Annotated in this window: 19 protein-coding genes and 1 tRNA gene; 6 read left to right on the top strand and 14 right to left on the bottom strand. The window is 60.8% G+C overall.

What is annotated here, in order from left to right:
* Positions 1-180 precede the first annotated feature (180 nt).
* The gene (locus PTE30175_RS26955; RefSeq protein WP_150700145.1) at positions 181-1,494 is read right to left on the bottom strand and encodes an MFS transporter; all 1,314 of its coding nucleotides are present in this window, start codon (positions 1,492-1,494) and stop codon (positions 181-183) included.
* Between the two features lie 94 nt (positions 1,495-1,588).
* On the bottom strand, positions 1,589-3,013 hold the full coding sequence (locus PTE30175_RS26950; RefSeq protein ID WP_224788997.1) for a M20 family metallopeptidase: 1,425 nt from the start codon (positions 3,011-3,013) through the stop codon (positions 1,589-1,591).
* A 177-nt stretch (positions 3,014-3,190) separates the two neighbouring features.
* Between PTE30175_RS26950 and PTE30175_RS26945 the strand changes: the two genes are divergently transcribed.
* Positions 3,191-4,099 (top strand): LysR family transcriptional regulator, encoded by a 909-nt coding sequence (locus PTE30175_RS26945; protein ID WP_150700143.1) that lies wholly within the window; start codon positions 3,191-3,193, stop codon positions 4,097-4,099.
* 6 nt (positions 4,100-4,105) lie between these two features.
* On the opposite strand, the gene PTE30175_RS26940 is transcribed toward PTE30175_RS26945, so the two are convergent.
* The 3 genes from PTE30175_RS26940 to gloB all read right to left on the bottom strand — a co-directional run bounded on the left by PTE30175_RS26940 (position 4,106) and on the right by gloB (position 8,943).
* Complete coding sequence (locus PTE30175_RS26940; protein WP_150700153.1) at positions 4,106-6,043, bottom strand: propionate--CoA ligase; 1,938 nt, start codon at positions 6,041-6,043, stop codon at positions 4,106-4,108.
* A 219-nt stretch (positions 6,044-6,262) separates the two neighbouring features.
* Positions 6,263-7,930, bottom strand: a complete 1,668-nt coding sequence (locus tag PTE30175_RS26935; RefSeq protein ID WP_150700142.1) for a transglycosylase SLT domain-containing protein — start codon at positions 7,928-7,930, stop codon at positions 6,263-6,265.
* Between the two features lie 209 nt (positions 7,931-8,139).
* Entirely contained in the window at positions 8,140-8,943 is an 804-nt protein-coding gene (gene gloB, locus PTE30175_RS26930) for a hydroxyacylglutathione hydrolase (RefSeq protein ID WP_150700141.1), read from the bottom strand.
* Positions 8,944-8,957: 14 nt separating this feature from the next.
* Here gloB and PTE30175_RS26925 point away from each other — a divergent pair, with 14 nt between their 5' ends.
* The 5 genes from PTE30175_RS26925 to PTE30175_RS26905 all read left to right on the top strand — a co-directional run bounded on the left by PTE30175_RS26925 (position 8,958) and on the right by PTE30175_RS26905 (position 12,248).
* Positions 8,958-9,806 carry a class I SAM-dependent methyltransferase gene (locus PTE30175_RS26925; protein ID WP_150700140.1) on the top strand — a complete coding sequence of 283 codons (849 nt, stop codon included), beginning with the start codon at positions 8,958-8,960 and terminating at the stop codon, positions 9,804-9,806.
* 1 nt (position 9,807) lies between these two features.
* Complete coding sequence (rnhA, locus tag PTE30175_RS26920) at positions 9,808-10,257, top strand: ribonuclease HI (RefSeq protein WP_150700139.1); 450 nt, start codon at positions 9,808-9,810, stop codon at positions 10,255-10,257.
* A gap of 22 nt (positions 10,258-10,279) precedes the next feature.
* On the top strand, positions 10,280-10,999 hold the full coding sequence (dnaQ, locus tag PTE30175_RS26915; protein WP_150700138.1) for a DNA polymerase III subunit epsilon: 720 nt from the start codon (positions 10,280-10,282) through the stop codon (positions 10,997-10,999).
* 297 nt (positions 11,000-11,296) lie between these two features.
* Positions 11,297-11,371, top strand: a tRNA-Val gene (locus PTE30175_RS26910).
* A gap of 112 nt (positions 11,372-11,483) precedes the next feature.
* A complete protein-coding gene (locus tag PTE30175_RS26905; RefSeq protein WP_150700137.1) occupies positions 11,484-12,248 on the top strand; it encodes a hypothetical protein in 765 nt (254 codons plus the stop codon).
* 182 nt (positions 12,249-12,430) lie between these two features.
* On the opposite strand, the gene PTE30175_RS26900 is transcribed toward PTE30175_RS26905, so the two are convergent.
* The 9 genes from PTE30175_RS26900 to PTE30175_RS26860 all read right to left on the bottom strand — a co-directional run bounded on the left by PTE30175_RS26900 (position 12,431) and on the right by PTE30175_RS26860 (position 18,908).
* Positions 12,431-12,958 carry a hypothetical protein gene (locus PTE30175_RS26900; RefSeq protein ID WP_150700136.1) on the bottom strand — a complete coding sequence of 176 codons (528 nt, stop codon included), beginning with the start codon at positions 12,956-12,958 and terminating at the stop codon, positions 12,431-12,433.
* 13 nt (positions 12,959-12,971) lie between these two features.
* A complete protein-coding gene (locus tag PTE30175_RS26895; protein ID WP_150700135.1) occupies positions 12,972-15,380 on the bottom strand; it encodes a lytic transglycosylase domain-containing protein in 2,409 nt (802 codons plus the stop codon).
* A gap of 12 nt (positions 15,381-15,392) precedes the next feature.
* Positions 15,393-15,974: a hypothetical protein gene (locus tag PTE30175_RS26890; protein ID WP_150700134.1), complete on the bottom strand. Its 582-nt coding sequence runs from the start codon at positions 15,972-15,974 to the stop codon at positions 15,393-15,395.
* Positions 15,975-16,007: 33 nt separating this feature from the next.
* The gene (locus PTE30175_RS26885; RefSeq protein WP_150700133.1) at positions 16,008-16,412 is read right to left on the bottom strand and encodes a phage tail fiber protein; all 405 of its coding nucleotides are present in this window, start codon (positions 16,410-16,412) and stop codon (positions 16,008-16,010) included.
* Between the two features lie 103 nt (positions 16,413-16,515).
* Complete coding sequence (locus PTE30175_RS26880; protein WP_150700132.1) at positions 16,516-16,962, bottom strand: hypothetical protein; 447 nt, start codon at positions 16,960-16,962, stop codon at positions 16,516-16,518.
* Between the two features lie 58 nt (positions 16,963-17,020).
* The gene (locus tag PTE30175_RS26875) at positions 17,021-17,305 is read right to left on the bottom strand and encodes a hypothetical protein (RefSeq protein WP_150700131.1); all 285 of its coding nucleotides are present in this window, start codon (positions 17,303-17,305) and stop codon (positions 17,021-17,023) included.
* A gap of 58 nt (positions 17,306-17,363) precedes the next feature.
* Positions 17,364-18,002: a hypothetical protein gene (locus tag PTE30175_RS26870; RefSeq protein ID WP_150700130.1), complete on the bottom strand. Its 639-nt coding sequence runs from the start codon at positions 18,000-18,002 to the stop codon at positions 17,364-17,366.
* Between the two features lie 97 nt (positions 18,003-18,099).
* On the bottom strand, positions 18,100-18,633 hold the full coding sequence (locus PTE30175_RS26865) for a hypothetical protein (RefSeq protein WP_150700129.1): 534 nt from the start codon (positions 18,631-18,633) through the stop codon (positions 18,100-18,102).
* A complete protein-coding gene (locus PTE30175_RS26860; RefSeq protein ID WP_150700128.1) occupies positions 18,630-18,908 on the bottom strand; it encodes a HigA family addiction module antitoxin in 279 nt (92 codons plus the stop codon). The genes PTE30175_RS26865 and PTE30175_RS26860 overlap by 4 nt, the downstream gene beginning before the upstream one ends.
* Positions 18,909-19,503: the final 595 nt, after the last annotated feature.

Raw genomic sequence — 19,503 nt, 5'->3', positions numbered from 1 at the left:
AGGCCGCGGCCGGACCATGATGGGACCCGCCGCGCAGACGCTTTGTTAAATCATAAATAGTTTATGCTTAAAATACTAGCGAAAAAAATTCCCCGCAGCAAGCACGGGGCACGGTGAAACTTCCATGCCGGGCGTCGCGGCCGGCTGTGGCGGCCCTCGCCGCCGTGAGCGCCGCCAGCGTCAATGCACCTTCAGGCGCACCCGCGTGATGGCCAGCGTGACAAGGCTGATGATCGCCGCCAGCATCAGGTACAGGCCCGGTGCAAGCTTGTTACCGGTCGCCGAGATGAGCCAGGCGACAACCAATGGGGTAAACCCTCCGAAAATCGTCGTCCCGAGGTTATAACCGACCGCCATGCCGGTGACCCGTGTGCGGGTCGGGAACAATTCGGACAGCAGCGCCGGGATCGGCGCGAAATAGACCGCCTTGAGCATGCCGACCCAGAGCATGACAATCAGCATCGTCGCAAGCGACGGGTGCGCATTCATGAAGGCAAATGCCGGGTAGACCGTGCAGAAGAACAGTGCGCCGGCCGCCATCATGATCCGGATACGTCCGACGCGGTCTGACCAGTGCCCCACGAACGGCGTCAACACCATGATCACGAAACCCGTCACCAGCGTGGCGATGAACCCTTGGGCCGGCGGCAGGCCGAGTTGCTTGGTCGCGTACGTCGGCATGTACAGGATCATGTAGTTCGCGGTAGTCGTGAGCACCAGCGAGCCGATCGACGCGAGCAGCCGCCCCTTCTGCGTGGCCAGCACTTCGAGGATCGGTGACTGCGCCGGCTTCATGCGCGCCGCTTTTCGCTCCACTTCGCGCGCGAATTCCGGGGTTTCGTCCACATAGCGGCGGATATACAAACCGATCGGCCCGATCAGCAAGCCGAACAGAAACGGAATGCGCCACCCCCACGATTCCAGCTGGGCCCCGCTCAGCGATCCCGTCAGCACCGCGCCAAACGCAGATGCCAACAGCGTGCTTGCCCCCTGGCTGGCGAACTGCCAGCTCGACATGAAGCCCCGGCGGCCCGGCACGTGTTCGATGAGAAATGCCGTCGAACTGCCGAACTCGCCTCCAGCCGAGAAGCCCTGCATCAACCGCGACAGGAAAATGCCGAGCGGCGCCCACACGCCGATGACCGCATACGTCGGCATGAAGGCGATCAGCCCTGTGCCGACGGTCATCATGGCGATGGACAACATCAGCGACGCCTTGCGGCCGCGGCGGTCGGCGTAGGCGCCCAACGCGAATGCGCCGAGCGGCCGCGCCAGATACGAGAGCGCGAACGTGCCCAGCGTCAGCAGCAGCGACACCGTTTCGTCGTGGGCGGGGAAAAACAGCTTGGCGATCGTGACGGCGAAATAGCCGTAAACGATCAGGTCGTACCATTCGAGCGCGTTACCGATCGACGTGGCGAGAATGAGCTTGTAGACGCTCGGCTTCGCGCGCGTCTCGGCGGGCGCCATGCCGGCGGCGGCACTGGGATTCATGGGGGATTCTCCTGGTGTGACGTGCGTAAATATCGTTGTTGTCGTGACGTCCCGGGCCGCTGCGGCGGCCCGTGATTTGCCCGCGATTTCCCCGTTATTGGGGCGCGGCGTGGCGGACATCGCGCAGTGCGTGACCCGATTCGCCCAGATCCCAGAACAAGCCGGTCATGATCTGCAACGCCTCGCGCGCCACCGAACCGAGCAGATGCTCGTCGGGCGCGTGTTGCGAACACGCCGGATACGAATGGGGCACCCACAGCGTCGGCAGCCCGAGCACGTCGGCGAACACGTCATTCGGCAAGGTGCCGCCCAGGTTCGGCAGCAGCACTGGCGGCTTGCCGGTCGTCTCGCGCATCGATTGGAGCGCCCACAAAACCCACGGATCCTCCGGGTCGAGCCGCGTGGCCATCACGCCGCGCTCGACTTCGATCTCCACCATCGGGAAGCCATGGGCGTCGAGATGCGCGCGCAGGGTGCTGCCGAGGTTTTCCCAATCGGTACCGACCACGAAGCGGATCTGCATGTGCGCGTAGGCATATGGCGGAATCGCATTGACTGGCTTTTCGGGATTGCCGCACTTGAACGCCAGCACTTCGATGTTGTTCCAGCCGAACACACGCTCCGTCGGCGTGAGGCCCGGCTCGCCGTAGTCGGCATCGATTGCGGGGTCGTTCGGGCCGCCGCCGACATCCAGTCCGGCCAGCGCGCGGCGCACCGCATCCGGCAAGGCCGGCGGGCGCAAACCCTCGACAAGGATCTTGCCGTCGCCGTCGACGATCGATGCGATCGCATTGGCCAGCACGACCCCCGGATTGCGCAGCAGTCCGCCCCAGTTGCCGGAATGGTGACCGCCTTCGCGCAATTGCAGGCGCAAGCTGAAATTGACAAGCCCGCGCGAGCCCAGGAAGACCGTGGGGCGGTCAGCCGCCAGGCGGGGCCCGTCCGAGGCGATCAGCAGGTCGGCGCGCAGTTCCTCACGCAAGGTTTCGCAGATTGCATGCAGCCCCGGCGAACCCATCTCTTCGCCCATTTCGACGATCATTTTCACGTTGAAGCCGAGCTTGCCGCCGCGCGCCGCCATCACTTCCTTCAACGCCGCCAGGTTAATCGTGTGCTGGCCCTTGTTGTCGGCGGTGCCGCGGCCATACCAGCGGTCGCCTTCGATCGTCACGGCCCACGGACTCAGGCCTTCGCGCCATTGCACGTCGTAGCCGCGCACCACGTCGCCATGGCCGTAAGTGAGCACCGTCGGCAGCGCATCGCCCTCGTGACGGTGTGCGATCAGGAACGGCCCCGCCCCTACGACCGGATTGGCCTCGACACGCGACGTGAACCCGAGCGCGGCCAACGCCGGCGCCATCTCCTCGTCCAGGTAGGCGCGCAGGACGGCGCCGCTGTCGATCTCCTGGCTTTCGGTCTTGAACGCCACCCGGCGGGCCAGCTCAGCGCGGAACGCTCCGGAATCGAAATAGTGCGAGGCTTGCGAGATGGCAGAAATACGGGCGGAATTACGCGTCACAACAGTCTCCAGATGGATTGCGAGAGAACGGGCTCCGTTTGCGGCAGCGCACCGGCACATGTCCCCGTTTCAGCCCATTCTAGAAGCCGCTTTTTTTGACAACAATGATAATATTTCGAATGAATCGTTGCCGTTTTGGCAAACCAGAACGACGGGCTCAGGACGCCGCGAACCGCCATGCAGACTCACGCGTTACGTTATTTTCTGGAAGTCGCCCGCACGGGCTCGTTGAGCCGTGCATCCGAGCGCTTGCACGTTGCGGTCTCGGCGTTGAGCCGGCAGATCGCCAAGCTGGAGGAGGATATCGGCGCACCGCTGTTCGAGCGGCGCCCGCGCGGAATGGTGCTGAGCGAAGCCGGCGCGTTGCTCGCCGAGCACGCGCGGCGCGTGTTGCTCGATGCGGAGCGGGTCACTTCCGAGATTCGCGGCTTGTCGGCAGTCGGGCGAGCCACGATTCGCATCGCCAGTTCCGAAGGCGGGGCACGCGACTTCCTGCCGCAAGTCATCACGCGCTTTCGTGAAGCCTATCCCGGCGCGCACTTTCACCTTGACGTGCTGTCACCTCTGGAGGCCACGCAGCGGGTGCGCGACGGCGAAGCCGATATCGCCGTGTGCTTCAATATCGCGCCGGAAAAAGGCGTCCGGGTCGTCCATGCGGAACGCGCGCCGATCTTCGCGCTTGTCGCGCAGCGCCATCCGCTGGCACAGCACAGTGAAGTCGCGCTGGCCGATTTGCTGCCTTACCCGATCGCACTGGCGAACACCGGCGCGACCATTCGCCAGATGTTCGACTTGTGCTGCAGCCTGGAAGGGTTGCTGTTCGAGCCAGTGTTCGTCAGCAATTACCACGCGGCGCTGCATAGCCTGGTGCGCGATGGCAAGACTGTCACGCTGACTGGTCTGCTTACCGTACGCAGCCGGCTGGCGCCTGAAGGCCTGGCTGCCATTCCAATTCGCAATCCGGAACTGCATCAACGCACGTTGCAAGTCCAGACGATGGCCGGCCGCACCCTGCCGGCGCCGGTCGAAGCCTTTCTCGGGCTGTTGATCGACGCCATCCGGGATCCGGACTTGCTCCAGGGCTAAGGCATTTCATCCGCCGCGCACGGCGTCGCGAACCTGTTCGAGCGCTGCCGGATCTTCCAACGTGATCAGGTCGCCCGTCTCGCGCCCTTCGCAGATGGCCTGAATCGCACGCCGCAACAATTTTCCCGAACGCGTCTTCGGCAACATCGATACGAAGAACACGCGCGCCGGACGCGCCACCGCGCCCAGTTGCCGGTCGACGATCTTCATCACATCGCCTTCGAGCGCGAGCCGCGCCTCCGGGGTCGCAGCCGCATCAGACTGGCGCAGCACCGCAAAGGCCACCGCGACCTGCCCCTTGAGCGCATCCTGCACGCCGATCACTGCCACTTCCGCCACGGCCGGATGGCTCGCGATGCTTTCCTCGATCTCGCGCGAGCCGAGCCGGTGGCCGGCCACATTGATCACGTCGTCCGTGCGCCCGAGGATGAAGTAATAGCCATCGTCATCGCGCACGCCCCAGTCGAAGCTCGAATACAGCAAGCGGCCCGGCACCGTTTCCCAATAGGTCTTGACGAAGCGCGCGTCGTCACCCCACACCGTACTCATGCAGCCCGGCGGCAGGGGCCCTTCGATCGCCAGCACGCCCTTCTCGTTCGGACCGCAATCCTCGCCTGTGGCCTCGTTGACGAGTTTCACGTCATAGCCGTACACAGGCATTCCCGGCGAGCCGAGCTTGCTCGGCACGACTTCCACACCACGCGCAATGCCGAGAATCGGCCAGCCGGTTTCCGTCTGCCAGTAATTGTCGACGACCGGCTTGCCCAACCCTTCCGTGATCCACCGAGCGGTCGGTTCGTCGAGCGGCTCGCCCGCGAGGAACAGCAGGCGCAGCGACGAGAGATCGTATTGCGTGAGATAGGCCGGGTCCTGCTTCTTGAGGACGCGGATCGCCGTGGGCGCGGTAAAGACTTGCGTGACCCGATACTTCTCCACGATGCGCCACCAGATCCCGCCGTCGGGGCGGATCGGCGTCCCTTCGTACATGACCGTGGCCATGCCGGCCAGGAGCGGTGCATAGACGATGTAGCTGTGTCCTACGACCCAGCCGATGTCCGATGCGGCGAACATCGTGTCGCCCGGTTGCGCGCAGAAAATATGCTGCATCGACGCAGCGAGTGCGACGGCATAGCCACCCGTGTCGCGTTGCACGCCCTTCGGCTTGCCGGTCGTGCCCGACGTGTAAAGGACATATGACGGCTCGCTCGATTCGAGCCATTCGCAGGGAACCTCTGCCTCCATGTGCTGCGCGCGAAGCACGGCGTAATCGACATCGCGGCCCTCCACGCGCGCCATCGGCGCCAGACCGCGGTCCACCAGCATTACGTTGGCGGGTTTGGCCTTTGCGAGCGCGATGCCCTCGTCGAGCAATGGCTTGTACGGCACGACTTTGCCGTTGCGCGAACCGGCGTCGGCACTGACGATGACTTTCGGGCGAGCATCGTCGATGCGCGCGGCCAGGTTGACCGAAGCAAAACCGCCGAAGACCACCGAGTGGATGGCCCCCAGCCGCGCGCAGGCCAGCATGGCGAAAAGCGCTTCGGGAATCATCGGCATGTAGATCAACACGCGCTCGCCCCGCTTCACGCCAAGCGACGCCAGCGACGCGGCCATGCGGTTGACCTCGGCCGACAGCTCGGCGTACGTGTACACGCGCTCCTGATCGGTTTCCGTCGACACCCAGATCAGGGCATTTTGCGTGGCGCGCGACGGCAGGTGACGGTCGACGGCGTTGTGACAGAGATTGGTGCGCCCGCCGACAAACCATTTCGCGAACGGGGGGTTGTCGTATTCGAGCACTTTGGAGAACGGCGTCTCCCAGTCTATCAACCGGGCCTGTTCCGCCCAGAACGCCTCACGCGACGCGATCGAGCGCGCGTAAAACGACGCATACGAACTCATGTCTCCTCCTGTCATTTTTTTTGCAAACTCGGGATCTTGCATGCGCACGGCGGGCCTCGCGGCGAATTGACTGCGCCGGGCCGCCGTGGTGCCGGCGCTTGCCGGCCGTGACGGATCGAAGCCTCAGTGTGCTCCCGATCGCTTACACACGACTTACCGTATCGTGCAGGAACAGGGCCGGCTGTGCCGGGATTTGCGGCACACAACAAAAAAGCCGCAGCGGAGGCTGCGGCTTGTCTTGAAACGAGATTGACGGTCGGTTTAGCGTTGGGCGGTCTTCGTAACCTTGGCAGCGGGCGTCTTGGCCTTGGCCGTCGTGGTCTTGCCCTTGGCGGCCGGCGCCTTGGCCGCGGCGACGCGCGGTGCGCCCTTCGTCGAGGCCTTGGCCGTTGCCGTGCGCGCGGGACGCGATTCGACCACGCGGGTGACCTTGCCGTTCTTGCCGCGGATCGTGCGCGTCACGCGCGGGGCATCGTCCTCGTCCTTCGCGGCACTGGCCGCGGCCACGCGGGCGGCTTCGCGCACCGGCAGGTGCAGCACGAGCAGTTGGCCCGGTGCAACGCGATCGCTGCGCAGGCGGTTCCAGCTCTTGATCTGCGCCGCGCTCACACCGCTGCGCGCGGCGACGGAGGCCAGCGTGTCACGCTTTCGAGCGCGCACCATGACCTTGCGCGTATCCGGCAGGTCAGGCTCCATGGCGAGCACGGCGCTGGACGCGACCGAGGCGCTGATGTCTTCGTCGATATCATCCGAGCGCGGCACCAGGAGCGTCGACCCGGCCTTCAGGCGCATGCGCGGCGGGATGTTGTTGACGGTGCGGATCGTCGACGCATCGACACCCAGCTTGTTGGCGACATCTTCCGGACGCTCACGCGAGGACGAGGTGTACGTGGTCCAGCTCGACAGCGGCTTGTCATAGCCTTTCAGACGGCGCTGGAAGACTTCGGCGCTGTCGAACGGCAGCAGGATCTTCGGCTTGGCCGCACCGAGAATCACCGGCTTGCGGAACGACGGGTTGAGCGCGCGGAATTCGTCAAGCGGCAAATCGGCCAACTTGGCGGCCAGCGCCACATCGATGTCGCGCTTGGTCGACACGCTCACGAAATACGGGTGGTTCGGAATCTCCGGCAGCTTCACGCCGTATTGATCCGGGTGCGCGATGATGTTCTTGATCGCCTGCAGCTTCGGCACGTAGTAGCGTGTTTCGGTCGGCATGCGCAGGCTCAGGTAATCGGTCGGCAGACCTTGCGCCTGATTGCGCTCGATGGCGCGCTGCACATTGCCCTCACCCCAGTTGTAGGCGGCGAGTGCCAGATGCCAGTCGCCGAACATGTCATGCAGCTTCGACAGATAGTCGAGCGCCGCCGTCGTCGAGGCCAGCACGTCGCGGCGCTCGTCCTGGAACATGTTCTGCTTGAGGTTGTACGTCTTTCCCGTGCTCGGGATGAACTGCCACATGCCGGCGGCCTTGGCCGTGGACAGCGCCTGCGGGTTGTAGGCACTTTCGACGAACGGCAGCAAGGCCAGTTCCGTCGGCATATTGCGGCGCTCGAGCTCTTCAACGATATGGAACAAGTATTTGTTCGACCGGTCGATCATCCGCTCTACATAGTCGGGGCGCGCCGTGTACCAGCTCGTCCGGTCCTGCGCGAGGTCGGTGTCGAGATCGGGCATGCCGAAGCCGTGGCGAATACGTGACCACAGGTCGGCATCGTCGCTGCCGTAAGCGAGGTCGTTGATCGAATCCTTGTCGAGGTCGATCGTCTGATCGCTGGAGACTTTCTGTTTGGAATTGCCGCGAGCGGCGGCGGATGCGAGCGGAGCTTTGCTTTGCGCGCCTGCGTTGGCGTCAGGCGCAACTGGCGTTGGCGCAGTGCTGGCGCACGCAGCCAAAACCAGCGTAAATAGCAAGCTAACGAGAAGTCGCATTGATTGGGCTCAAAGTGAGTGACATCTTCATGAAATTGGCTTGGATGTTAAGGAAACCCTGCTGACGCGTCAACCTTTTTGCCTATTTTTATTGCACAAAAATCCTGAAAAACCCTTAAAAATGAGGGTATGTCCCAGCATCAATCGGTCATTTCAACGTGATAGCTACCCGGTTTGTCTCGCGTGAAAACCTGTGCCTGATCCCGCACCTAACGGAAGCCATCCTTCCACGCACGCACTGTCGCGAAAACCTGTTCGCGGGACAAATGCGGCTTGCCTGCATGACGAAGCGCGGCGGCAATGACGCCGGGGGCGTCGCTTCGCAGGAACGGATTCGTTGCCAGTTCCTGCGCAAGCGTCGTGGGCAGCGTCGGGCGTCCCTCGTCGCGCAGTCGCTGCGCATGATCGCGCCAGGACTGAAGCGCCGAGTTCTCCGGTTCGCAAGCAAGCGCGAAGCGGATATTCGACAGGGTGTATTCGTGCGCGCAGTGCACGTGCGTATCGCCCGGCAACGCACTGATGCGATCGAGCGATGCGAGCATCTGTGCGGCCGTGCCCTCGAAGAGGCGCCCGCACCCGCAGGAGAAAAGCGTGTCGCCGCAGAACAGGCGCGGCGCGTCGGCCGGACCGCCCGCAAGCCAGTAAGCGATGTGGCCGGCCGTGTGGCCGGGAACATCGAGCACCGCGAAATCGAGCGCCGGCGTCGTCAGCCGCGCATGCTCGCCGCCCGCGAGAGGATGGTCGATCCATACGATGGATTCGCCGGCGGGGCCGTAGACAGGCACCGGCGCATGCGCGAGCAATTCGGCGACACCGCCGATATGATCGCCGTGATGATGCGTCAGTAAAATAGCCGTCAGCGCAAGACTTTTTTTCGCGAGGTAATCGAGCACCGGACCACTCTCGCCCGGGTCGACCACAACGGCGTGACGCCCGTCGTCGAGCACCCAGATGTAATTGTCCTGAAATGCCGTTACCGGCACTACCTTCACGCTATCGTTGCCCGCATCCATATATACTCGCCACCATGTCCGATCGCCCGATTATAGACTGGCCCGCCTGGCTCGACTCGCCACCCGGCCGTTACGCGCTCGCATGGGAAGAGGCCCTCTTCGACCAATGGGTCGGGGATCTATTCGGCTATCATGCCCTGCAACTGGGGCGTCCCGAGCTCGATACCCTGCGCGAGAACCGCATGCCGTATCGCGGCCTGGTCCTGACCACGCCGCGCGCGGCTGACGCACCGCCGCTGATGACCAAGGCGCTGCCCGCGCCGGCATCGAACGGTGAGCCGCCCGCGGAGCAGGCCATCCGCGACGTGCTTGTCAGCCGCTTCGACGAACTGCCGATCGCCACGGCGAGCACCGACCTCGTCGTGCTGCCGCACGTGCTGGAGTTCACCGAGAATCCGCACGCGATCCTGCGCGAGGTCGAGCGCATTCTGGTCCCCGAGGGCCAGGTGATCATCACCGGCTTCAACAATCTGAGCCTGTGGGGCGCGCGCGAGGAGTTGGGCCGCCTGGCCGGCTCGCCGTTTTTGCCGCCGGGCGCGGACCTGATTGCGTTCACCCGGCTCAAGGACTGGCTCAAGCTGTTGAGCTTCGAACTCGACCGGGGGCGCTTCGGCTGCTACCGCCCGCCGCTGCGCGGCGTGCAATGGCTCGACCGTTTTGCGTTCATGGAACCCGCCGGCGATCGCTGGTGGCCCATCTTCGGCGCCCTCTATGCGGTGCGCGCCGTCAAGCGCGTGCGCGGCATGCGATTGGTCGGCAAGGTGCGCAAGCGTATACTCGGCCTCCAGCCGGCGGCGGCCCCCGTGGCCACGCCCAACACGACGCACCGGCATCATGACGGTGGCGTCAGTCAAGACAAGTGAGATGACATTGCCGCAAGTGGAAATTTTTACCGACGGCGCCTGCAAGGGCAATCCCGGCCCGGGCGGCTGGGGGGCATGGCTCAAATCGGGCGATCACGAGAAGGAACTGTTCGGCGGTGAGCTCAATACCACCAACAACCGCATGGAGTTGCTGGCGGTGATCCGTGCGCTCGAGGCGTTGACCAAACCTTGCCATATCGTGCTGCATACCGATTCGCAGTATGTGCAGAAAGGTATCAGCGAGTGGATTCACGGCTGGAAGGCGCGCGGCTGGAAGACCGCAGCGAAGGCGCCGGTCAAGAATGCCGACTTGTGGCAACTGCTCGACGCGGTCAGCCAGAAGCATGAAATCGACTGGCGCTGGATCAAGGGCCACGCCGGTCATGAAGGGAACGAACGGGCCGATCAACTGGCCAATCGTGGCGTAGAAAGTCTCCTGCGCCAAGGTTGAACGAAAGCAAATACGAAGCACGATGCGACAACTCATTCTCGATACGGAAACGACTGGCCTGAACCCCAGGACCGGCGACCGCCTGCTGGAAATCGGCTGCGTGGAGCTGGTCAACCGCCGGCTCACCGGCAACAACCTGCATTTCTACATCAACCCCGAGCGCGACAGCGACCCGGGGGCGTTGGCGGTGCACGGCTTGACGACGGAGTTTTTGAGCGACAAGCCGAAGTTCGCGCAGATCGCCGAGGAACTTCGCGAATATTGCCGTGGCGCGGAAATCATCATCCATAACGCGGCATTTGACCTGGGCTTCCTTGACATGGAGTTCGGCCGGCTCGGCTGGCCAGCATTCATGACGCACTGCGACGGGTTGATCGACACACTGCTGCGCGCCCGCGAGATGTTCCCGGGCCGCCGCAACTCGCTCGACGCGCTGTGCGAGCGGCTCGGCGTGAACAACGCCCACCGCACATTGCATGGCGCATTGCTCGATGCGGAATTGCTCGCGGATGTCTATCTCGCGATGACGCGGGGGCAAGAGAGCCTCGTCATCGATACGGGCGCGGAGAGTGGCGACCATGCGGGGGCCGCAGGAGAGCGGATTGCGCTGTCGCAGTTCGACCTGCCGGTGATTCGCGCGGCGGACGACGAAGTTGCGCTGCACGATGGCGTGCTCGACGGCATCGACAAAGCCGTCAAGGGTACCAGCGTCTGGCGCCGCGAACCGGCGCCGGCCGAGTGATAGACCAGGAACACGTTGAAATCGGGCAACTCGTCGAGTGGAGCGAGCCGAAAAATTTTGGCGAGAGGGCTTCACATCCACGGGAACGCTCGCTATAATCGCTGTCTTTGCTGCTTGCAACAGATCGCGAGAATACGGCGTGAAGTGATCGCGAGATATCATCACGGCGCAGCAAAATACGAGATAAACAGGTTGCAGACTTGATGACCTTCGGTTAAAGTTCTGCTCCTGATTGCGAAGCGAAGCTTTGGCAATCAACACTAAATCATTGATTTAGCTGATGTTTAGCAATGATTTGGGTGGTTAGCTCAGCGGTAGAGCACTGCCTTCACACGGCAGGGGTCACAGGTTCAATCCCTGTACCACCCACCAGATTCTGTAGTAGAAACAAGGGCTTATGCTGAAAGGCTAAGCCCTTTTTTCTTGCGTACGGAATCGGTACGGAAATTTGCGCCCAATCTTGCCTGCAACGGAGAACCCAAACATGGGCTTTGTGCGACGGATTTCGAAGCATCCGGTATGGGCCACTATCATCTCGGCGGCTATTCTCGGTTCCGTCTCATTTGGTTGGACCATCTTCGCTCACTTCTATGGCATTACATGGGAGTTCGTTTTCGCTGAAGTGGCAACCCTCGCGGAATACTTCCGGGCCTCCATCCAACTTCCGCGCTGGCAGATTTGGCTTTGGGCCGCCGTCACGGTTGTGCTGGTCGCCCTCGCGGCTGCATCCATCCTTCTTCGCAGACCATCAACCAGTTCCGTTTCGAACACGTCCAACGGACGGGCCACACAACCTTGCAAGATTGAAATTCACACGGAGCAAGTCGCGCCCTATCAGATGACCGAGGTTCAGGCGGGTCGCGTGTTAAGCACTGTAAGGATCGGGATCAAGAACTCAGGCGGCAAGACCCTTTCAAACTGCAAGGTGTATATCGAGAAGATATCGCCTCCAGCGAGTCCGCTAGTAGACACCGTACTGCTGCTTGACGGTAGCGGCTTCCACCTGCGCCACGACGATCCTGAGAAACTTGTGGAGATTGCGGCCCATTGGGATCACGTCGAACAGTTTAGATTCAGCAATCCCACGAGCGGCGCATTCTTTGAGTCCATGCAGTACATGGACGACGCTACCAAGCGGACGTTTGTGGTTCGGGTCGACGCTCTGGAGTGCAAGCGCTCCGCGCTGTTCGAAATCTGGGCTGACGAGTCACGGAAGCTCCACCTAAAATTTGTGAATTACACAGACTAGTTCCGCCGACCCGAGACATTCCAGCGCCGATACTCTTGACCCGTTGCCTAGCCGCTGAATCGAGCGAGTGACCGAACGCGGGCAAAAAAGAAGCCCCTGAACCGTATCCGGTAGAGGGGCCATCTAAACGCTGCAGGGGCGCTCGGAGTACCACGAAAACCTATTTGCCGCACACGGCTAAGTCAGCGCTTGCTCTTCGATTTCGCCTCAGCCATCGCGGCCTCATCGATCAGCGCTTGGTTGACGTTTGCGACCACAATCGAATCCATCATTCGCACGGCATCCTCTACCGAGTACACAGTCTCCAACTCGATCATCGATGCCTTGCCGGAAGCAAACAGATTAGCGATCAACGGGTCCATGCCGTCTGCCTCCTGTGTATCTACGTTAGAACGGAACCGCCCCGGCACCTCGGGCTTCTTCCGTCCGGCAAGGAAACCGAAGTTCACCTGCCGGACTTCCGCGTTGAGCGCCCACAAGACTTTGTAGGGCGGCAGGATTCCAGCCGCATCACTGATCGCGACATTGATCACTTCCTCATCCTCCGCCGCGACCCATTGGCCCGCCACCTTGACCTTCACGCCCTTGACCAGTTCCTCTACGGTGTAGTCAGCGCTGTCGATGGCCAAGTACTCGAACCCTTCGCGGGCGGCCATCTGATGGATCAAGTAGGGCCGCCCACAGACATTCACCTTCACTTCTTTTCTCATTGCCTGACGCTCCTTAATAATTCATGCCATCGGCATAGCCGTGGGTCAAATCTGCGAAGTGAGACGAAAGGTGTTGCTGGATGGTCGCGGCAACCTTGTGCGGCTCGTGCGCATCATGGATGTCGATCTGGATGTTCTGATTCTCGATGACCGGCCTGCGCGTATCGCCCAGAGTCTGCGAACGATCACCGGCTTGAGCTTGGTCGATGAATCCGCCGCCCCACTTACGCAGTTGAATCAACTGCATGGTCGTATCGCGAAGGGCTTGTTGCGCGGCGCTCATCTGCTTCGGATTCATCATGCCAGGGTTGGCCAGTTGCGCATTGAGCTTCGTCCGATTGTTCAGCAAGTCCGTTTCCGCTTGACCGTACTCCCACGCCACATCGCCCTTGTTGACGCTGCCCGTCATCAACTGTTGCGGCGATACGTGGAGATAACCGGCCAGCATCTGCGCGACCAGTGACCGTTGCGCGCTGTTCCGTGATTCACCGCCCTTACGCATATCACCGAGCGACGAGCCGCCCACCGGCGAGAATGTCGGCTGGGCTTTCGGGTTCCACGCATCCGACACGACCGTGCCGTAGTCCATCTGATCCATCTGCGGATAGCCCGCGACACCTTGGCCGTTGATCCTTACGTTCTGCGACAGCACGCGGCCCGGATACTTGATGGTCTCGTCGTTTTCCCAGTTCAGCTTGCCGTTTTTCAGCATGTGAGCGGGACCAGCGTTATAGTCCATAAGACCGGCTTTGATGTCTCCCTTGTTACGGGCGATCGCCTCCTTGAGCAGCCGCGCGGAACCGTTGATGTTCTGCACCGGGTCTGTCGGATCGGTGATGCCGAGATACTTGAAGTTGGGCGGCATGATTTGACCGAGCCCAACCGCACCTTTCGGGCTGACGATCTTCGGATCGAAGTGACTTTCAGCAGAGATCACCTGCTTTAACAGCAGCGGACTCAACCCATTTGCCTGCGCGGCCTTGCTGATGAGGTCGTCATACTGGTGGTTGTCGCGACCACCGGACGGTGCGTTGCCCGACGATTGGCCGCCGCCATACGCCCCGCTGTACGCCCCCGCGTTGTACACGCTCGATCCTGCGGTGTCCGTCGCGCACGTATTCCTGCCGCCTAGCCCACCGGCCTTACCGATTTCACCGGCCCATGCAGCCCACGCCTGCTTTTCGTCAATCGCACCGGAAAATGTATTAACGGCCTGCGAGAACAACTGCATATTCCGGTTAAACTCGTTCACCATGTTGTATGAAGTCTCCGCATACTGCTGCGCCGCAGAGTCTTCAGCATCGGCCTTCGCGCGCGCGACCGCGCCATCTTTGGCCAACTCGCCGTCCGGTGTGTGCCGGTCTTCGACGGCCTTCTTGTATGCGTCCCAGTGGTCGTGTTGTAACACCTCCCAAGTCGCGGCAAATTTGTCACCGATGCTTTTGTCGCTGCCCCAAACGTTCTTCAGCGTTTTGAAATCTTGCTGTTGCTCCTTATCTGCTGCGGCGTTGCCCGCGTCCGCATCGTCCATGGCGTTAGCGAGGTTCAACTTACCAACACCATCCGCGATAGCCGTCAAGAACTTCGCCCACGTAGGCAGAAAGTGGGTGGCAATGGCCTGTTCAGCGCGGCGAATCTGCTCACCAAGAAGCCCCTGAGCACCTTGCAGTTCACGAGATGCTGCGATGGCGCGATAGTAGGCCGCTGCTTCCTCGTCAGACATGTGTGTGCGCTCGCTCGTCGCGCCATTGAGCTTGCGAAGGGCGTCTACTTCCGTTTTTGAAAAACTGAGCAGTTCACCAGCAGCGTAGGCCGCGCCTTCCGACATAGCGGCGAGCGCCTTACTGACCTGAGAAACCTGTGTGGTTACACTCGCAATGCCGCCGTTCGGGTTGTTGATGTCTACGTGCATCCCGCGCAACATGAACGCTTCGCGGTTGTTCTGGAACGGATTCGTGTACGCCGCAGAGCCGAGAGCAGCAATCTTGCTGTAGATGTCGTTGGACTGGTTGTAGCCGACCTTGCCGCCCGACGATGCACTCATGTTACGAGCGAAGTTTTCCAAAGTCAGCGGCGTGGTGCCAATCTTCAGGGCCAAGTCCGACTGCTTGTTGAACTCCTTCGCTTGCTCCGTGGCAATCTTGATAGCCGCAGCGACTGCCACGACACCGGCTACCGCACCGCCGCCTGCCATGCCGATCTTGCTGAAATTCGATGCGACCTCACCCATACGACGAATGCCTGACGGCAACGCGTCACTCAGTTCCTGCGCGGCCTTCGTGAACTTGCCGAACCCCTTGGTCGATCCGTCGCCATTCTTGTTGGTCTGTTCGACCTTCTTATTCAGGTCTTCCAAACGCTTGATGGAATCGGATACTTCGACGGTGTACGTCAGAACAAACTTGTCGAGTTGATCACTCATGATTGATTCCCCTTATTGTTTGGAAACGTTCTTCGGGTCGATATACAGACCATTCGACTCCAGCAACGCAGCGCTCGCGGACAAAAATCCTGCGGCCATTTCAGCGCCGGTCGTCAGCCAGATACGCGCGCCCATCTTCGCTTCGATTTCCTCTTCATCAATCATGTTGAACTTGAGGACTTCCCGACGCAGCGCAGCGAGGTTCTGCCACGTGGACGTATAGGTGTTGATCGCGTCTTCACCATCAATCGCAACCTCGTCACCGCCCACAACGGCGGTGACTCCGAACAGGACTGCGAGATGCCCCACTTCACCTTCGCGCGCGCCAATCTTGCCGTTGGAAAGACGCTCCGCAACCTCACGGTCGATCATCCGCGCCACCCGCAAACCGTGAGCAGCCGGATAGCGCCGCACGATGAAATCGCGCGGCTCACCGTCCACGTCAAGCGTGATCCGTGCCGTGGTCGCGGGCTTGGCCCGTTCGACGGCTGCTGCCACGTCCTTCGCGGCTTGCTCGCTGGCCGCTTCGGTCACCGCTGCAACGGCTTCGGCCTTATTCCTGCCGCCCACGAGATTCTTGATGACATTTTTCATAATTCGTATTCCTAAATAATGTGATCAAAAAAATTATGCTGCTGCGGCCATTGCATTGAACGAACGCTCGAAGTGGAACGAGTACGGATGGCTGGGGTTGATGCCCTTCGGGTCATCCGGCTCGCCCACGATCAGGCAACCATAGAACGCCACCAGATTCCCATCCGGGTAGCGGGCGTTCACGTAGATGCTTTCGAACTCGTGCGCGCGACCAGCGTAGCGCTTGTACGCGTCAACCAGAATCGACAGGTTGCGGTCGGCTTTGCTGCTTGGCTTCACATGCAGGGTGATGCGACCCGACTTGGTGACGTCCGATGCCGCAGGATAATCATCGCTGAGGTCTTCACGGTCGATCTTCAAGCCATCAGGAAAGGTATTGCTGGCGTAGACCGTTACATCCAGACCTGGACCGGACAGCGGGTTGCTGTATTGAGTCATCGTGATACTCCGAATATTTATAGTGTTGCCTACTTTGTACTGTCTAAAGTAACTGGCGTGGCCTTGCCCGGCAAGGGCTTACGGTGGCAGCGCCATCGCGTTATTACACTCCGACCGATTCCAGAAGGGCACAGGTAGGAACGGGCTTGCCGCGCGGCGCGTTCATCCGCTCGATCATGGCTGCAACGCCCTCACGGATGGCTTCGTAGTCGCGCGCAGCAGCCGGTGTGTAGTCGCGCACCTCGCGCCAGAAGGAATTGGAAGCGTGGCCCTCCCTGACCAAGTAATCCGCTGCCGCGATGCACAACATGTTGACGGACTCGAAATCCAGTTCACACCCGATCAGCTTCGATTCTTCGCGCACGAGCGAGCCACGACGGTCGTACTTCATGAAGATCGTTTTGTCGCCCACGAAAACGCAGCTGCTGCTGATGGTCTTGATGGTCGAATACATGGACTTGCGCACTTCCACCTTGACGGGCTTCGTCACATCAGGGCGCGGCGCATTTGCGATGAGGTTGGTGACGACTGCGAGGATGGTTGCGTTCATGATGCGTTACTCCGAATGTTGTTTTGTTTGGGCGGCTTGTTAGGCCGCCAATGATCGATCAGTTACGGTGCGGACGCGGCGACTGGATGAAACAGAAGCCTTCGAGGCCATAGCCAACCACGCGCTGCATCTGTTCGTGGGCAGCGTCAGCCGCGCGGCGTTGTTCAAGCCTCGCGTTGAACGCATTGCGCGCACCTTCCGGCATAAAGTCCACGACGTTATTGCCGTCGACCATGTAGCCGCGTCGCTCCAGTTCGGCCTTTACCTCCGGCGTGATGATGTGCTCGACTTGACCCATCGAGCCGAGAATAATGTCGGTGCGTTCGGCAGTTGTGAGGATCATGTTAATACTCCTAATCAAATGTGAAAGATTAAAGCCTTGGGTTAGGCGGTGATTCGGGTTATACGGCCATCAGGTGATGCTTGAGGGATAGCGAAACCATCAGCCGATACACCTTTTCGATGACCTCAGCGGCGGGCGAGCCGATAGCCTGCCCCGGCTTCATCACGTTGCTGTTATCAGCAATGACCGTGAGGAACGCGCCAACAGCCGAAAGCATCTGCACAAGTGAATCGATTTCCTCGCCCGTCAGGTCACCTTCATCTGCGCTTTCCTGCGGCACTTCCTTGCCTTCTTGAATGCCCCTCACCGTAGCATCCAGCCGTGCTGCCTCGTCCAATGCCCTCCGATTGCCGCGAACGATGAAGTATTGCTTCGTGTGAGAATCGATAGCCGCCAATTGCGCTTCAAAGCTGGCGGTGACGGTCGGGCCGCTGAGATACGAATCCATCGTCATTGCACGCGGCTTGACGCCCAGATATTCGTCAAGGCTCGTATGGCCGAGCGCGCTATCACCGGCGTGCTGCTTCAGTGCTGCTAGCGCGGCGACCTTGTTCATCGCGGCCTTGATTTCTTGATCGATGGATTCGGTGACGATTCCGAATTCATGGGCCAATGCGCGGATTTTGTTGGCCGTGCCGGTGACTGCTTCCTTGATGGCTGCATGTTGCTCTGCGGTCGGCTCGCCCGATTTCGACACGCCGTCCGCTGCCTTCTTCGTGAGGACGAGTTTCGCGCCGTTGATTACTGCACTGATTGCTGACATTTACTGCTCCTGTTAATGGGATGTGAAACTATTAGTGAGACGGTTGAATCGTTTGACGAATGGCGCGCGCCTCTCTTGCGATGCCCGGTTTGCCGTGGCGCTCAGCGTCTGCCGCCAGCTGCGCGAGTTCAGCAGCGGCAATCGACGGGTTCCACACATCGCTCACGGAAGTGTTAACGATGATGGCCTTGAACACCGCGCCGTAGTACGCGGACGAATCGATCAGCTTCACGCCGCGCTCGGCTCGTTGGGACGCGATGCCATCCACTTCGCAACCGTCACAGAAGATGGCGATGAACGCCGGGTCTTTGTGATATCCGTGCACTCTCAACCTGGCGTATGAACGGATGAGTGCCGCAAGCTCGTTGTCGATCTTGCCCTGCTCGATTGCGCCCAAGAGAACGTAATGCGGAACGTCAGCGCGGACTTGACCTGCGAAGGTCGGGATACGTCGCAGGGCTTCAGTGAGCTTGAGCCCAGCGAGCGCGGACACGAAGTCGGCGTTCATGCGACGCTCTTCCTTGATCGACATCAGTTCGTCGTACAGTTGCGGATCGATGTTCATGCTGCCACCCGTTCTTCTGCTTGTGCGAGTTCGAAAGCGCTTTGCCAGGCCATCCACTGCTTGGCGGTTGTGTTTCGATACCCTCGGTCCCAAGCTTCAAGTTTGATGGCCATTGCCGCGCTGACACCGGCCTTCAGCGTGATGATCTTGGAGAGTGTCGACTCTCCAATTCCTAGGTCAGCGGCAACGGTCTTGTGTGCGACTCTGCGTTCGTGAATCAGGCCGCGCAGAATGACGCCCGGATGCGTCGGTCGACCATCGTCAAAAATCACCATTTAGTGCTCCCTTCTACACTGCGTTAATGGGGCCATTCTTTCCCGTTAGGCTATTTGGAAACAACGGGGCCATGACTCTATAGTCGCTAGCTTGGCCCCCACCGGCAAGTGAACTCGTTACAGATTTAAAATTTCGCACACCGCTTCCGCGCGCACGGCGAAAACGAACACCCGACAACAGGCGGGCCACACACAAACCGGTTAATCTTGTATAAGGATTCCTTACTAATAGATCAGACCGATGCAGTTCCGAAGCCGCAAGCCAGCCACCAACAGGTCGCGCCGCCCTATCCGCTCAAACCGAGTCAACCCGCCGCCCTACCCTAGCCCCCTTAGTGTCGCTTTCTATGCAGCGGTGTTCGTACTGAAGGCCGCATGTGTGTACGGGCTATGCAGCCACATACTCGCGTGGGCAAGGTCACTCGTTGGGATTCCGCCACGCTAGGTCGTACGCGGGCGAGTGACGACTTTGGTGGGTCGTTAGACCCGCTACCCAGTCAAACCGGGTAGGATAGCTATGTAGTGGTCAACTCATCCCGGACACTGCGTTAAGTTTTTCTTCCGCAACAGCCGGTGCCAGTCCGTCATTGAACTG

Source organism: Pandoraea terrae, assembly GCF_902459695.1.
Classification (GTDB): Bacteria; Pseudomonadota; Gammaproteobacteria; order Burkholderiales; family Burkholderiaceae; genus Pandoraea; species Pandoraea terrae.
Note: the sequence above shows the minus strand (reverse complement) of the source record. Positions and strands in the feature narration are given on the sequence as shown.

What these genes read in the sequence shown, in the direction of transcription:
- PTE30175_RS26955 (WP_150700145.1), bottom strand. Translation starts at nt 1,494, where the DNA reads ATGAATCCCAGTGCCGCCGCCGGCATGGCGCCCGCCGAGACGCGCGCG.
- PTE30175_RS26945 (WP_150700143.1), top strand. Translation starts at nt 3,191, where the DNA reads ATGCAGACTCACGCGTTACGTTATTTTCTGGAAGTCGCCCGCACGGGC.
- PTE30175_RS26940 (WP_150700153.1), bottom strand. Translation starts at nt 6,043, where the DNA reads ATGCAAGATCCCGAGTTTGCAAAAAAAATGACAGGAGGAGACATGAGT.
- PTE30175_RS26935 (WP_150700142.1), bottom strand. Translation starts at nt 7,930, where the DNA reads ATGCGACTTCTCGTTAGCTTGCTATTTACGCTGGTTTTGGCTGCGTGC.
- gloB (WP_150700141.1), bottom strand. Translation starts at nt 8,943, where the DNA reads ATGGATGCGGGCAACGATAGCGTGAAGGTAGTGCCGGTAACGGCATTT.
- PTE30175_RS26925 (WP_150700140.1), top strand. Translation starts at nt 8,958, where the DNA reads ATGTCCGATCGCCCGATTATAGACTGGCCCGCCTGGCTCGACTCGCCA.
- rnhA (WP_150700139.1), top strand. Translation starts at nt 9,808, where the DNA reads ATGACATTGCCGCAAGTGGAAATTTTTACCGACGGCGCCTGCAAGGGC.
- dnaQ (WP_150700138.1), top strand. Translation starts at nt 10,280, where the DNA reads ATGCGACAACTCATTCTCGATACGGAAACGACTGGCCTGAACCCCAGG.
- PTE30175_RS26905 (WP_150700137.1), top strand. Translation starts at nt 11,484, where the DNA reads ATGGGCTTTGTGCGACGGATTTCGAAGCATCCGGTATGGGCCACTATC.
- PTE30175_RS26900 (WP_150700136.1), bottom strand. Translation starts at nt 12,958, where the DNA reads ATGAGAAAAGAAGTGAAGGTGAATGTCTGTGGGCGGCCCTACTTGATC.
- PTE30175_RS26895 (WP_150700135.1), bottom strand. Translation starts at nt 15,380, where the DNA reads ATGAGTGATCAACTCGACAAGTTTGTTCTGACGTACACCGTCGAAGTA.
- PTE30175_RS26890 (WP_150700134.1), bottom strand. Translation starts at nt 15,974, where the DNA reads ATGAAAAATGTCATCAAGAATCTCGTGGGCGGCAGGAATAAGGCCGAA.
- PTE30175_RS26885 (WP_150700133.1), bottom strand. Translation starts at nt 16,412, where the DNA reads ATGACTCAATACAGCAACCCGCTGTCCGGTCCAGGTCTGGATGTAACG.
- PTE30175_RS26880 (WP_150700132.1), bottom strand. Translation starts at nt 16,962, where the DNA reads ATGAACGCAACCATCCTCGCAGTCGTCACCAACCTCATCGCAAATGCG.
- PTE30175_RS26875 (WP_150700131.1), bottom strand. Translation starts at nt 17,305, where the DNA reads ATGATCCTCACAACTGCCGAACGCACCGACATTATTCTCGGCTCGATG.
- PTE30175_RS26865 (WP_150700129.1), bottom strand. Translation starts at nt 18,633, where the DNA reads ATGAACATCGATCCGCAACTGTACGACGAACTGATGTCGATCAAGGAA.
- PTE30175_RS26860 (WP_150700128.1), bottom strand. Translation starts at nt 18,908, where the DNA reads ATGGTGATTTTTGACGATGGTCGACCGACGCATCCGGGCGTCATTCTG.